Here is a 12565-nt window from a genome sequence, read left to right as displayed (position 1 = left end):
AAAGAATGACAAACAGCACAGAATTCGAGCGACTACGCCGTTTGCACAAGGTTCTGGTGATGTTCTATCAACAGAATATCTCCCAGGCCAAGATCGCAGAAATGACCGGACTGTCCCACACCACAGTCAATCGACTGGTGAAGGAAGGGCAGGAACGCGGTCTGGTTGAAATCACGGTAAAATCACCGTTTGGCAGTATGCTGGATCTTGGCACCCTGATTGCCGAAATGGGGCGGATCGACAATGCGATCGTGGTGCCGGAAGTTTCAACAGATCCCAGGATCACAATCAAATCGACTGCCGATGCCGCAGCGGCTGCATTGTTTGAGAAACTCCAAGACGGCATGACGATTGCGATTTCGGGCGGTGTCGGTGTCAGCGCAATTGTCGAGGCCATGAAGCCAAAACGTAGCTATGACGTAACCGTTGTTCCCGGGACCGGCGGGGTTCAGGGGAAATATTACACCGACGTCAATCAGGTCTCGATGGCGATGGCAGAAAAGCTTGGCGGGCGGGCACTTCAACTGCATGCGCCGATTATTGCCGGATCGCGTGAAGCCCGCGATACCCTGCTTGATGAACGATCCATCCGTGATGTTTTTGACATCGCCCGCAAGGCCGACATTGCGGTGATGGGTATCGGTTCCGTGCGGGCAAGTACATCGACCTACCTTTCACTTGATGACGATATCGATCCGGCAGAAGTCCTTGCCGCCGGGGCGAGCGGCGAATTGCTTGCACATCTGATCAGCAAGGATGGAACTCCCTGTGACTATTCGGGCAATGACCGTGTGGTTGCCCTTACCCTCGAAGAACTGCGTCAGATCCCGCACCGTTTTGCCATTGCCAGTGGGCAACACAAGGCAGAACCGATTGCGGCCATCCTGCGCGGTGATTTCCTGACGACTTTGGCGATAGACGAGCAAACCGCCTATGCGGTCAGCGACATACTAAAAGGAGATGCCTGATGGCACAGCTTATTCGTGAAATTGGAAAATCCGGTGTATCGGCATCCGCAATTGGGCTTGGAACCTGGGCCATGGGGGGCTGGATGTGGGGTGGTCACGATGACGCCAACTCCATCAAGGCAATTCAGGCATCCGTTGATGCCGGTATCACGCTGATTGATACCGCACCGGCCTATGGGCTTGGCCGTGCGGAAGAACTGGTTGGCAAGGCGATAGAAGGCCGTCGTGATCAGGTGGTGATCGCCACCAAATGCGGCATGGTCTGGGATACGGACAAGGGCAACTATTTTGTCGATGAACATGACAAGAAGATCCATCGCTATCTGGGCGCCGAGTCTGTTCGCAGCGAACTTGAAACAAGTCTGAAGCGTCTGCGCACCGATTATGTCGACCTTTACATCACCCACTGGCAGGACCCGACGACGCCAATTTCCGAAACCATGGGCACCCTTCTTGATCTGAAAAAAGAAGGCAAGATCCGCTCGATCGGGATCAGCAACGTGAACGCCGACGAGATGAAGCAGTATCTCGCGGCCGGTCAGCTCGACAGCATTCAGGAATGCTACAACATGCTCGAACGCCAGCTTGAAGACGAGCTGGTCCCGCTATGTGTCGAAAATAACGTCGCGATACTAAGCTACTCATCGATGGCGCTTGGTCTGCTTTCGGGCAAGATCGGCCCGGACCGGGTGTTCGAAGGCGACGATCTTCGTCGTGAAAACCCGAAATTCTCGGTTGAAAACCGCAAACGCGTTGCCGAATTCATGAAGGTCCTGCAACCGATTGCCGATGCACACAATGTGCAGCCGGGCCAGATTGTGATTGCCTGGACCATTGCGCAAAAGGGCATAACCTTCTCGCTTTGCGGGGCGCGCAATGCCGAGCAAGCAGCAGAAAATGCAAAGGCCGGTGAAATCGTCCTGGGTGCCGACGAACTGGCCATCATTGATAAGGCCATATCAGCCCACCTTGGCCCTGTTGCGCGTGCCGCCTGATTGATCATGAGATGACACATAATTCTCAGGATAAAGTTATCCCGAAACGGGCCGCTGTCGTGGTGGTCGGGGGCGGGATCAACGGAATAAGTGTGTTCCGTGATCTTGCCCTGCAGGGGGTAGATGTTGTTTTGCTTGAACAGAGGGATTTCTGTTCCGGTGCAAGTGCGGCACTTTCACGCATGGTCCATGGCGGGTTGCGCTATCTGGAAAATGGCGAGTTTCGCTTGGTCAGGCAGTCCTTGCAGGAACGTGACTTCCTGCTGCGCAATGCACCGCATTATGTCTTTCCGCTGCCAACGCTTGTGCCGATTTTTGATACGGTTCATGGCTCGCTTGCATCTTTAAAGCGTTTCATCGGTTTGCGAAGCGGACCGTCGCGGCGATCCGCAATCATGATCAAGATCGGCCTGATGCTTTATGACTGGTTGTCGCGCAAAAGCCGCACCATGCCAGCGCATCGGTTTGTCTCGCGCAAGCAACTTCAAACCATGGCACCCGATCTTTCACAGGATGCGAAGTTTGGCGCGATCTATTACGATGCCTGGGTGAAGTATCCCGAACGGTTGGGTGTCGAAATGATCCTCGATACCGAGCAGGCCTGCCCGAATGCCAGCGCGCATTCCTATATCGGTGTCGAAAAGGTCGACGGTGCTGAACTCCATTGGCGCGACCGTTTGACTGGCGAAACCGGGACGATTACGCCCGATCTTGTGGTGAATGCCACCGGTGCTTGGGTCGATTTTACCAATCTTGCCCTGTCCGGTGGTCAGGAAAACGATACCCCGCGCTTTGTGCGCGGGACCAAGGGATCGCATCTGATGATCCGCAATGCGCAGCTCGCCAGCGCCCTTGGCGATCAGATGGTCTATTACGAGAATGCGGATGGCCGAATTTGCATTGCCTTTAACTATCTTGGTGTGTCGCTTGTCGGGTCGACCGACATCCTGATCGATGATCCGGAACTTGCCCGCTGCGAGGAAAGCGAAAAGGACTACATGCTTGGCGCATTGCGCTTTGTGTTTCCGGAAATCGAGATCGCGCGTGACGATATTGTTCATGTCTTTACCGGTGTCAGACCGCTTCCTGTCAGTGACGCGGATGCAACCGGCCGGATCAGCCGCGATCATTCGCACCGCGAACAGGAAGCCAATGAAAAGCGTGATTTCCCGGTCATCAGTCTGATTGGGGGCAAATGGACCACCTTCCGTGTGTTTGGCGAAGAAATCGCCGATGTTGTTTTGCGGCGGCTGGGGCGGAACCGTGTTTGCGATACCCGTCGTCTGAAGATCGGCGGTGGGCGTGATTTTCCCAACTCCGAAAGCGATCTTGATGACTGGATCGGCGCAGAGCTGATCGATCTTGCTGTTGATCGCCCAACACTTGAACGCCTTGCCGAAAGGTATGGCAGCAGAGCTCTTGATATTGCGCGGTTCTGTCAGGCCGAACCGGATGGCCCGCTTGTGGCAGCGGAAACCTATTCGCGCCGCGAGATCGAATTCCTGATCCGTAATGAAAAGGTTCGAAGCCTTTCCGACATCCTGTTGCGCCGCACGGGTATCGGTCTGGAAGGCGGGATCACTCCCAATTTGATCGAGGAAATCGGAACGTTGATGTCTGGCATTCTGGGCTGGTCAGCAGCCGAACTGGATCATCACACACAATTGCTGCGCGAAGAGCTCGGCAAAAAACACAGTATTGTCTGAAAAAAATAACCGGAAATTCCGGTCAGAGGAGGAAACATGTATCTATCAAAAAAAGTGCGCCTGAATCGTTTGATGAAAAACGGTCGCTGTCTCGATGTTGCGATTGACCACGGCGTCTGCAACGAGCCGAGCTTTATGGTGGGTCTCGAAGATATCCAGTCAGTCATCAACACTTTGGTTGATGCCCGTCCCGATGCCATCCAGATGAATTACGGGCAGTCCGATCTTTTGCAAACCCTTCCGGGTGAAAACCGGCCGGCACTGGTGATGCGTGTTGATATGGGCAACCCCTATAACAAGGAACGCCATCGTTCGATGTGGGCGGTGATGCAGAATGAAACCGATCCGATCTTGCCGGCTTTGCGGATGGATGCGGCTTGTGTCGTGGTCAATCTTTTCATGTTGCCAGATGAACCTGATCTTTTCCGTCAATGCGTTAAGAACATTTCGAAGCTTGGCAATGACTGCGAAAAATATGGCATGCCGCTGATGATCGAGCCACTTGTCATGCAGCCAAACAGTGAACGTGGCGGTTATCTCGTCGACGGGGATACCGAAAAGGTCACAACGCTGGTAAGGCTGGCCCGTGAAATGGGTGCCGATATCATCAAGGCCGATCCAACCGATGATCCCGACGATTTCCATCATGTTGTGCAAGCAGCTCGTTGCCCGGTTCTTGTGCGCGGTGGTGGCAAGGCCGATCTCAGAACCGTGTTTGATAATTCAGCGGCCCTGATGGCACAGGGGGCGCATGGCATGGTCTATGGGCGCAACATTTATCAGCATGACAATCCAAAGGCGGTTGTCGCGGCCCTGATGGCGATGATCCATGATCAGGCAGACGGCGCCAAAGCATGGGATATCTATCTTGGGCTCAAAGGATAGAACCATGGGACGTTATTTTCTTGGAATTGATGCGGGCAATACGGTCGTCAAAACCGTATTGTTCGATGCCAACGGGCGCGAAATTGCCCATGCCTCGCGGGAGGCTGTTTCGCGCTGCCCGGCACCGGGATTTGTTGAACGCGATATTGATCAGATGCGCCATGACCTCTTTGAGGTGGTGGCAAAGGTCATCGACAAATCAGGCGTTGATACCTCCGATATCGCTGCCATCGGCAGTGCCGGACATGGCAACGGGCTGTATTTGCTTGGTGCCGGTGGCAAGGCCCTTCTGGGAATTCAATCGCTTGATACACGTGCCAATGCGCTGGTGGATAAGCTTGCGTCCGATGGGGTGGGGGACATCACTTATCCGATTTCCGGACAACGTCCATGGGTGTCACAAACGCCAACCTTGCTGGCATGGATCAAGCGTGAACGCCCGGAAATGTACGAGGCAACGCAGTCGGTCTTGTTGTGCAAGGACATCGTGACGCATGCGCTGACCAATGAACTGGTGACGGACATTTCCGACATGGGCGGATGTGGCATGCTGCGCATGCCAGAGAACGTTTATGATGACGAACTGCTTGATGCATTCGGCATTCTGGATGCGCGCCAAAAGCTTCCGCGTCTTGCCCATCCAAGCGAGGTTGTTGGTCACGTGACGGCCGATGTTGCGGCCAAAACCGGTCTTCGTGCAGGCACGCCGGTTGTTGCCGGCTTCTTTGACGTGATCGCAAGTGCCCTTGGTTCGGGCGTTGCACGGCCGGGACAGGCATCGATGATTGTCGGCACCTGGAGCATCAATCAGATCATTGTCGAAAATGTCGATTTCCAGAACGAGAACGAGATTTTCATGTCCTCGGGCTATGCGGATCGCCGGTTCATGTCGATCGAAAGTTCGGCGACGTCGGCCGTCAATCTGGAATGGCTGGTGCGTGAATATCTTGAACATGATGCCGAAGTGGCAGCAGGAAAATCGCCATTTGATCTTGCCAACGAACTGGTTGCCAAAAGCACCTTTGGTCTCGATGGGCCCTATTACCATCCATACCTTTATGGTGCGCCGTGTAACGGTACAGCACGCGCGGGATTTTTTGGCGTTGGTGGATGGCACGGGCGGGCCGATATGTTGCGCGCCATTTACGAAGGTGTGACCTTTGCCCATCGGCAGCATTTGAACAAACTGCGTGCAACCGGGGCACGGTTTGACAAGATCATTCTGTCCGGCGGCGGGGCGCGGAGCCCAATCTGGCCACAGATCATCGCCGATATTCTTGAGCTACCGCTCAGTGTGGCAAAATGTCAGGAAACCGGTGCATTGGGGGCGGCGATGGCAGCGGCCGTCGGGGTTGGAATGTATCACGGTTATGAACAGGCCGCCGACAACATGGTTTCGATGGACCGCCATTACAGCCCGAACCCGGATGCCAGCGAGATTTATCGCAAACGCTTTGCGATGTGGCATGACCTTGAAAAGGCGATGTTGCCGTTCTGGGCGCGGTTCGCGGCAGTGAATTCTTGATGCTCATTCCTGCGCCCTGTCCTGCGATGGCGTGACAGGGCGCAGGTGACTGATTAACTATCCGCGTGCCTTGCAACAGGCCAGTGTGACACGGCCCCATTCCTTTACCTGCGCCAGACATTTTTCGTAGCGGCTGGTTTGATCGGGTGAAAGTCGATCCGCCAGTTCCGTCCAAAGTGCCACGCCATAGGTTGCCGCGCTGATCTGCATATAGTCCTGGGCGAATTTTTCAGGCGTGTCGCTGGCGATGATTTCTGATGTCATTTGTTGCCAGTATGCCAAAAGCTGCTTTGCAAGCTCCGTATCTCCGCGGGTGCCCGCAATCAGGTCGCTGATCAGGGCCTCGAACGCCTTGGCACTTGCGCCGTCCTTGTGGCGGGTCAAACGACCGGCAAGGGTCAGGGCATGAATGCCGTTTGTGCCCTCGTAAATCTGGCAGATGCGCGCATCGCGCAGTGTTTGTTCCACCCGGTATTCGCGCAAATAGCCATAGCCGCCAAGGACCTGAATGCCGATCTGGGCGGCTTCAACCCCGGCATCGGTACAGAACGATTTGCAAATCGGGGTCAGGAATTCGATCAGATCCGAATTTGTACCCATCTCCATCAACGCAAAGGTCTTATAGGCCATCAACCGGCCGGTCATGGCCAGCATGTCTTGGCGGGCCATCATGCGCGCAACGTCGTGATGCTGATCAATGGAAATCGATTGACCGGTATTTCGGTCGCGGCCTTGCGTGCGCTCTGCGGCATAGCTCTGGGCGATATGATGGGCGCGGGTGGCATGTGCCACCCCCTGCAAGGCGACATCAAGGCGGGCATGGTTCATCATGGTGAACATGCACATCAACCCCTTGCCAACCGGGCCAATCGGCGTGGCGGTTGCGCCATCAAACGCCAGTTGGCAGGTGGGTGACGCATGCAAACCCATCTTTTCTTCGATCCGGGTGACCGTGATGGCGTTGCGTTCCGTGTCGCCAATATCGGACGGGCACAGAAACAGCGTCAGCCCCCGAACCCCATCTTCGCGGGTGCCAGTCCGCGCCAGCACCAGATGCAGGATTTCATCACTCAGATCCTGATCCCCGCCAGAGATAAAGATCTTCTCCCCTGTCAAAACCCAAGTGCCGTCTTCTTGCTGGCTTGCGACAGTGCGGATATCTGAAAGGTCTGAGCCTGCTTGCGGTTCGGTCAGGCACATGGTGGCAAGGTGGCTGCCCGATGCCAGTTTGGGAAGCCATGTCTGGCGTTGGTCATCGGTGCCAAATTGCGCAATCAGCCTGGCGGCACCGGGGACTAGTCCAGTGACCATCTGAAAGGAATGACAGGCCCCAGCCAGTATTTCGCTGATCGGGCCACAGACGGTGGCCGGTGCACCCTGACCACCAAACTCCTCGGCCAGTGAAATCGATTGCCATCCCTGTTCGACATAGGCCTGATAGGCTGCGCGAAACCCGGGCGGCATCCGGACCCGGCCAACTTCGATTTTGCAGCCTTCCTGATCGCCCGGCTCGTCAATCGGGGCGATGACGTCTTCGGCAAAGCGGGCAAAATGATCCAGAATTTCGCGGGTGATTTCCGCATCAAAGCCGTGTTCTGCGGCATGGTTTTCATCGCCGGTCACTGACAGGGCAAACAGAATATCGTCAATCGGGGCTTTGAAGGGGATCACGGCAGCGTCTCTTAAGCTTGCGTTTCCTGATGGAGTGTCAGGCGGATAACCTTGTCTTCTGACAAGGCGGCCTTGACCGCATCGGGCACAGGAACAGCAACCAGACTTGCCGGGTTGTCCGGGTTGGCGCGGCCCCAGACGCGGGTTTGCGATCCTTCAAGCAAGGTGGTTCCACCCAGCGTAAAGCGATGGGAAAGGTCGAACGATTTGCCGCCCCAGCGTGATACTTCGACGTGATGCACGATCAAATCCCCGACCCGGGCCGGTGCCATAAAACTGGCATCACCACGCACCAGCGGCGTTCCGCGAAAATCGGCATCCTTTGCGATCATGGTGGCAAGGTCGAACCCGGCAACTGACAACAAGGCCAGAAGGCCGCCTTCCATCCAGTCATAAAAGTTCGGGTTATAAACAATCCGGGCCGGATCGCAGTGACCCCATTCAACACGGATTTCACGGGACAGTCGCAACATGGAACCTTACCTGATCTAAGCGTTATTTGACCTGCTGAATACGGATCAGCATCTCTACAAGATGCGTGCGTTCTTCGGGATCGAACCCTTCCAGAAGCTTGTCTTCGTGCTTTTGAACCGCGCGGCTGGCCTCAAGGAAAAGCTCGATCCCCTTGGCAGTGGTGCGCAGCGCATAAACACGACGATCGGTTGGCACCTTGTTGCGCACAATTAATCCGCGCGCCTGAAGTTCATCGACCATGACGACAATGTTCGACCGTTCCATGGCAAGAGCCCGCGCCAGATCGGTCTGACTGATATCTGGGTTTTCATTGATGATGGCAAGCGCACTATAGGTCGTCGGCTTCAGATCAAGATGCGTCAGGCTGGCGACAAAATCGCTATGGATCGACATATAGGCACGCTTGAGGTTATAGCCGACAAAGCCGCGCAGCGGACTGTCGGGCGACAATCCCGCAATACCGGTATCCGTATCGTTTTTCTTCTTTTTGTTTGCTTGCAACGGTGTCTCCATCTTTTTGGGGCGGCTATCCTGTGACGATATCCACCAGCCAGAATGTCAGTACCGGGAACGCGACAATGATCGCGATGCGCAGGCACTCGACCAGCAGGAACGGCACCGCCCCGCGGAAAATCTTGCGGGTCGGAATATCGGGTGCCATCGCCGATATCATAAACAGATTAAGCCCGACCGGGGGCGTGATCATCCCCAGTTCGACAACAATCAGGGTGATGATACCAAACCACAGCGCCTGATGGGTCGGATCCATCCCGAAATCCATCGCCATGAAGGCCGGGAAAAACACCGGCACGGTCAAAAGGATCATCGACAGGCTGTCCATGATGCACCCCATGACGATGTAAAACAGGATCACCACCATCAGAACCGTCATCGGCGCGATCCCGGCCGTGCCGACCCACTCGGCGGCCATGGTCGGCACCCGCGTCAGGTATCGGAGAGAAATAAAGTTTGACCAAAAAGGCAAGCTTTTTAGATTAATTCGTGAACAGCAAAAAATAAAGTTTGATCCGATTAGTGGCGGACGACTCACTACCGGCCATTTCAGTTTAAAATAAAGTTTGATTAAAAACACCACCCGAAAGAGCCCTAACGTTAGAAGCCTCAGAACAAAGCCAGCAGCTGATGCCGAAACATGCCATCAAAAGTCACATGCAACATGTCTGCTGATTTTGCTAGACATGATGTTTTGACCTGCCCTACCTCAACGCTCGTGGATTACCATGGCCGTTGAGCAAACAAACCGAGTGGCAGAGCCACATTGAGGAGGGCAGGCATGAAGGAGTTTAACGCAACCGACGTCAGAATCGAGACCGCATCGGCTTTGAATGTCGTACGGGATGGATTGCAATCGGATTTCTACAGCTTCTATGTCGGACTGGATGTGCATAAGGAGACCATCGCGATTGCGGTGGCTCGACCGGGGCGCGGTGAGCCCGAGTACCGCGGCGAGATCGCCAATACGCCGAAGGCTGTGGAGAAGCTGATCCAGCGACTGAGTGAGGAGGCGGACGGGGGCATTGTGCAGTTCTGCTACGAGGCGGGGCCCTGTGGCTACGGGCTTTACCGCCAGATCCTCGCAACAGGCCATGACTGTCAGGTGGTGGCGCCGTCGCTGATCCCGCGCAAGCCGGGCGAGCGGGTCAAGACCGATCGGCGGGATGCGCTGAAGTTGGCCAGGCTGCTGCGCTCGGGCGGCCTGACTTCCGTTTGGGTTCCCGATCAGGAACAGGAAGCCATGCGTGACTTGACCCGTGCCCGGGATGACATGAAGGCCCAGGAGCGCAAGGCACGGCAGCAGTTGAACGCTTTTGTGCTACGGCACGGCCACAGCTGGCCCAAAGGCAAGACCCGCTGGACGCAGACCCATTACAACTGGCTGGAGTCGCTCAAGTTCGAGCACGCGTGGCAGCAAGTGGTGTTGCAGGAGTACGTCGATGCGGTAAAGGCGGCAACCCGGCGCGTCGACGACCTCACCGCCCAAATGATGCAGGTGCTGCCGCAGTGGTCGCTGGCGCCGGTGGTCAGTTCGCTGGTCGCTCTGCGCGGCATCGATAAGCTCGCGGCCATGGTGCTGCTGGCGGAACTGGGGGATATCAGCCGCTTCGACTCCCCGCGGCAGCTGATGGCCTATCTGGGGCTGGTGCCCAGTGAGCACAGCAGCGGCTCGCGGCGACGCCAGGGAGCGATCACCCTGACCGGCAATGGCCATGCCCGGCGAATGCTGGTCGAATCGGCCTGGAGCTACCGCTTCCCGGCGCGGCAGACCGCGCATCTGAAGCGTAAGGCGACGGAGGCCAGCGATGAGGCCAAGGCCATCGCGTGGCGCGCCCAGAAGCGGCTCTGCGGACGCTATCGCACCCTGACGCAGGCGGGCAAAAGCACCAAGCTGGTCTGCGTGGCGGTTGCGCGGGAGCTGGCAGGCTTCATCTGGGACATCGTCCGGCACGAGATGCCGCGGCTCCAGCATCGGGCCGCTTGACGGTTACCGGCAGCAACGACGAACACGAAAAGCGGTTAAACAGGAGGACGAACAGGCGCGTTGACTCAGGGCATACCGGGCCGGTGTGGAGAATCCTTGTCCGGGTTAAACCGGCATCAGCCAACTGGATAATCCCTCAGGGGCGTTCCGGGCTGATGATCCCTGCTGCTAGAGAAAGGCCAGCTCTACGACGTAGTGAAGTCTGGTGGTAACCAATCCACGTATATCAGCATGATCCACCGTCGTAATCTGCCGGGTGTGCCTTGAGCCAACGCGCTTGAGCAAGAAAAATGCGAGTAATCGTTGACAGGTCAAAACATATCAGGCCGTCGTGCGCAATGGCTATTTACCTGAGCGTACTGTCCAGACCGGCATCGGCAATGTCGACATCAAGGTGCCGAAAGTACGGGATCGGAGTGGTTCCGGGGTTCGCTTCAACAGCACCTTGCTGCCGCCGTACCTGAAGCGAGCCCGGAGTGTGGAGGAAGTGCTTCCCTGGCTGTACCTGAAGGGTGTGAGCACCGGCGATTACCAAGAGGCACTGGCCGCGTTGCTGGGTGATCAGGCCAGGGGCTTGTCGGCCAATACGATCAGTCGCTTGAAGCAGCACTGGATCGATGAGCACCGGGAGTGGTGTCAGCGAGATCTGAGCCAAAGCCGCTACGTGTACTGGTGGGCCGACGGCGTATACAGCAACGTGCGCATGGATGACCGCCTCTGCCTGCTGGTGATCATCGGGGTGACGGAGCATGGGCGCAAGGAGCTGGTTGCGGTTGAGGACGGCTACCGCGAGTCGGAGGCCAGCTGGTCAGAACTGCTGTCGGGACTGCGGGCCCGAGGCCTGACGACCAGCCCGAAGCTGGCCATCGGCGACGGCGCTTTGGGCTTCTGGAAAGCACTGGCCAAGTGCTATCCGGACACCCGCCATCAGCGCTGCTGGGTGCACAAGAGCGCGAACATCCTGTCCGCGCTGCCAAAGTCGGTGCAACCGAAGGTCAAGGCGGCGCTGCATGAGATCTGGATGGCCGAGACGCAGGACGAGGCGCACAAGGCATTTGACCGGGCGCTTGTACGCTTTGAGTCGAAGTATCCCGGCGCCATGGAACGGCTGCGCAAGGATCGTGAAGAGCTGCTGGCCTTCTACGACTTCCCGGCGGAGCACTGGGTCCATATCCGGACGACCAATCCGATCGAATCGACGTTTTCGACGGTGCGCCTGAGAAGCAAGAGAGCGCGGAACTGCGGCTCCCGAGAGACCACGCTGGCGATGGTCTACAAGCTACTGGAAACCGCGCAGAAGCGCTGGAAACGGATCAAGGGATTTGATCTGCTGGCCCTCGTGGTCAACAACGTGAAATTCAAGGATGGGGAACAAGTACAGGATCAGTCAGACAGGAACGCCGCCTGAGCCCGTACACCAGATTTGACAATAACTCCATCAATGTCTCCGGGGGGTAAACATCACTGTAGAGAAGCTATATCAGATCGCAGCCAAGCTTGACTGCAGACCGGCACTTCTACTCCCTGATATCTGAATCTTTCTGTGCATCATTGTATTTCTGAGTGATTTTCTGAATGCCTCTCTGCAGGATGTCCACCCAAGATCGAAGAAATACATCGTTTTCTCGCGGAACACGTTGCCTGGTGATCTTGCCAGCCACCTCTGTATCCACTGACCGGTATCGTTTAGGATGATCGCAACGATGAAAAACTAGGCAATGTGTACGTAAGTCAGACTCTTTCCAAGTCACTCCACTGTCAGAAAATGACTGCACTATACGAGACACTGACTGCGTGGGCTCCCCTCGCACAATAGCCAGAAGTGTACTAACGGACTCTGG

At 56.2% G+C, this 12565-nt stretch carries 10 protein-coding genes and 1 pseudogene; 7 read left to right on the top strand and 4 right to left on the bottom strand.

Annotated features, from left to right (window positions below):
* The first annotated feature begins 5 nt into the window (after positions 1 to 5).
* The 5 genes from DY252_RS19150 (at position 6) to DY252_RS19130 (ending at position 6079) form a co-directional block, all read left to right on the top strand.
* Entirely contained in the window at positions 6 to 968 is a 963-nt protein-coding gene (locus DY252_RS19150; protein ID WP_064788832.1) for a sugar-binding transcriptional regulator, read from the top strand.
* A complete protein-coding gene (locus DY252_RS19145) occupies positions 968 to 1963 on the top strand; it encodes an aldo/keto reductase (protein WP_064788833.1) in 996 nt (331 codons plus the stop codon). The genes DY252_RS19150 and DY252_RS19145 overlap by 1 nt, the downstream gene beginning before the upstream one ends.
* Positions 1964 to 1974: 11 nt before the next feature.
* On the top strand, positions 1975 to 3669 hold the full coding sequence (locus DY252_RS19140) for a glycerol-3-phosphate dehydrogenase/oxidase (protein WP_064788834.1): 1695 nt from the start codon (positions 1975 to 1977) through the stop codon (positions 3667 to 3669).
* A 72-nt stretch (positions 3670 to 3741) separates the two neighbouring features.
* Positions 3742 to 4554, top strand: coding sequence for a class I fructose-bisphosphate aldolase (locus DY252_RS19135; RefSeq protein WP_245960860.1), 813 nt, complete (start codon positions 3742 to 3744; stop codon positions 4552 to 4554).
* Positions 4555 to 4558: 4 nt separating this feature from the next.
* The gene (locus tag DY252_RS19130) at positions 4559 to 6079 is read left to right on the top strand and encodes an FGGY-family carbohydrate kinase (protein ID WP_064788836.1); all 1521 of its coding nucleotides are present in this window, start codon (positions 4559 to 4561) and stop codon (positions 6077 to 6079) included.
* Positions 6080 to 6136: 57 nt separating this feature from the next.
* Here the strand turns inward: DY252_RS19130 and DY252_RS19125 are convergent, their stop codons facing one another.
* The 4 genes from DY252_RS19125 to DY252_RS19110 are packed head-to-tail and all read right to left on the bottom strand — an operon-like array spanning position 6137 to position 9164.
* The gene (locus tag DY252_RS19125; RefSeq protein ID WP_064788837.1) at positions 6137 to 7750 is read right to left on the bottom strand and encodes an acyl-CoA dehydrogenase family protein; all 1614 of its coding nucleotides are present in this window, start codon (positions 7748 to 7750) and stop codon (positions 6137 to 6139) included.
* A gap of 11 nt (positions 7751 to 7761) precedes the next feature.
* Positions 7762 to 8223, bottom strand: coding sequence for an acyl-CoA thioesterase (locus DY252_RS19120; protein WP_064788838.1), 462 nt, complete (start codon positions 8221 to 8223; stop codon positions 7762 to 7764).
* Between the two features lie 22 nt (positions 8224 to 8245).
* Positions 8246 to 8725 carry a MarR family winged helix-turn-helix transcriptional regulator gene (locus DY252_RS19115; protein ID WP_165374925.1) on the bottom strand — a complete coding sequence of 160 codons (480 nt, stop codon included), beginning with the start codon at positions 8723 to 8725 and terminating at the stop codon, positions 8246 to 8248.
* Positions 8726 to 8750: 25 nt separating this feature from the next.
* A complete protein-coding gene (locus DY252_RS19110; protein ID WP_064788839.1) occupies positions 8751 to 9164 on the bottom strand; it encodes a TRAP transporter large permease subunit in 414 nt (137 codons plus the stop codon).
* A gap of 354 nt (positions 9165 to 9518) precedes the next feature.
* Here DY252_RS19110 and DY252_RS19105 point away from each other — a divergent pair, with 354 nt between their 5' ends.
* Positions 9519 to 10724 carry an IS110 family RNA-guided transposase gene (locus DY252_RS19105; protein WP_231959710.1) on the top strand — a complete coding sequence of 402 codons (1206 nt, stop codon included), beginning with the start codon at positions 9519 to 9521 and terminating at the stop codon, positions 10722 to 10724.
* Between the two features lie 322 nt (positions 10725 to 11046).
* Positions 11047 to 12132 (top strand): annotated as a pseudogene (locus DY252_RS19100) (IS256-like element ISMaq7 family transposase); the annotation flags it as partial.
* Positions 12133 to 12565: the final 433 nt, after the last annotated feature.

This window comes from Thalassospira indica (assembly GCF_003403095.1).
Classification (GTDB): domain Bacteria; phylum Pseudomonadota; class Alphaproteobacteria; order Rhodospirillales; family Thalassospiraceae; genus Thalassospira; species Thalassospira indica.
This window is presented reverse-complemented; position numbering and strand designations above follow the sequence as displayed.

What these genes read in the sequence shown, in the direction of transcription:
- DY252_RS19150 (WP_064788832.1), top strand. Translation starts at nt 6, where the DNA reads ATGACAAACAGCACAGAATTCGAGCGACTACGCCGTTTGCACAAGGTT.
- DY252_RS19145 (WP_064788833.1), top strand. Translation starts at nt 968, where the DNA reads ATGGCACAGCTTATTCGTGAAATTGGAAAATCCGGTGTATCGGCATCC.
- DY252_RS19140 (WP_064788834.1), top strand. Translation starts at nt 1,975, where the DNA reads ATGACACATAATTCTCAGGATAAAGTTATCCCGAAACGGGCCGCTGTC.
- DY252_RS19135 (WP_245960860.1), top strand. Translation starts at nt 3,742, where the DNA reads ATGAAAAACGGTCGCTGTCTCGATGTTGCGATTGACCACGGCGTCTGC.
- DY252_RS19130 (WP_064788836.1), top strand. Translation starts at nt 4,559, where the DNA reads ATGGGACGTTATTTTCTTGGAATTGATGCGGGCAATACGGTCGTCAAA.
- DY252_RS19120 (WP_064788838.1), bottom strand. Translation starts at nt 8,223, where the DNA reads ATGTTGCGACTGTCCCGTGAAATCCGTGTTGAATGGGGTCACTGCGAT.
- DY252_RS19105 (WP_231959710.1), top strand. Translation starts at nt 9,519, where the DNA reads ATGAAGGAGTTTAACGCAACCGACGTCAGAATCGAGACCGCATCGGCT.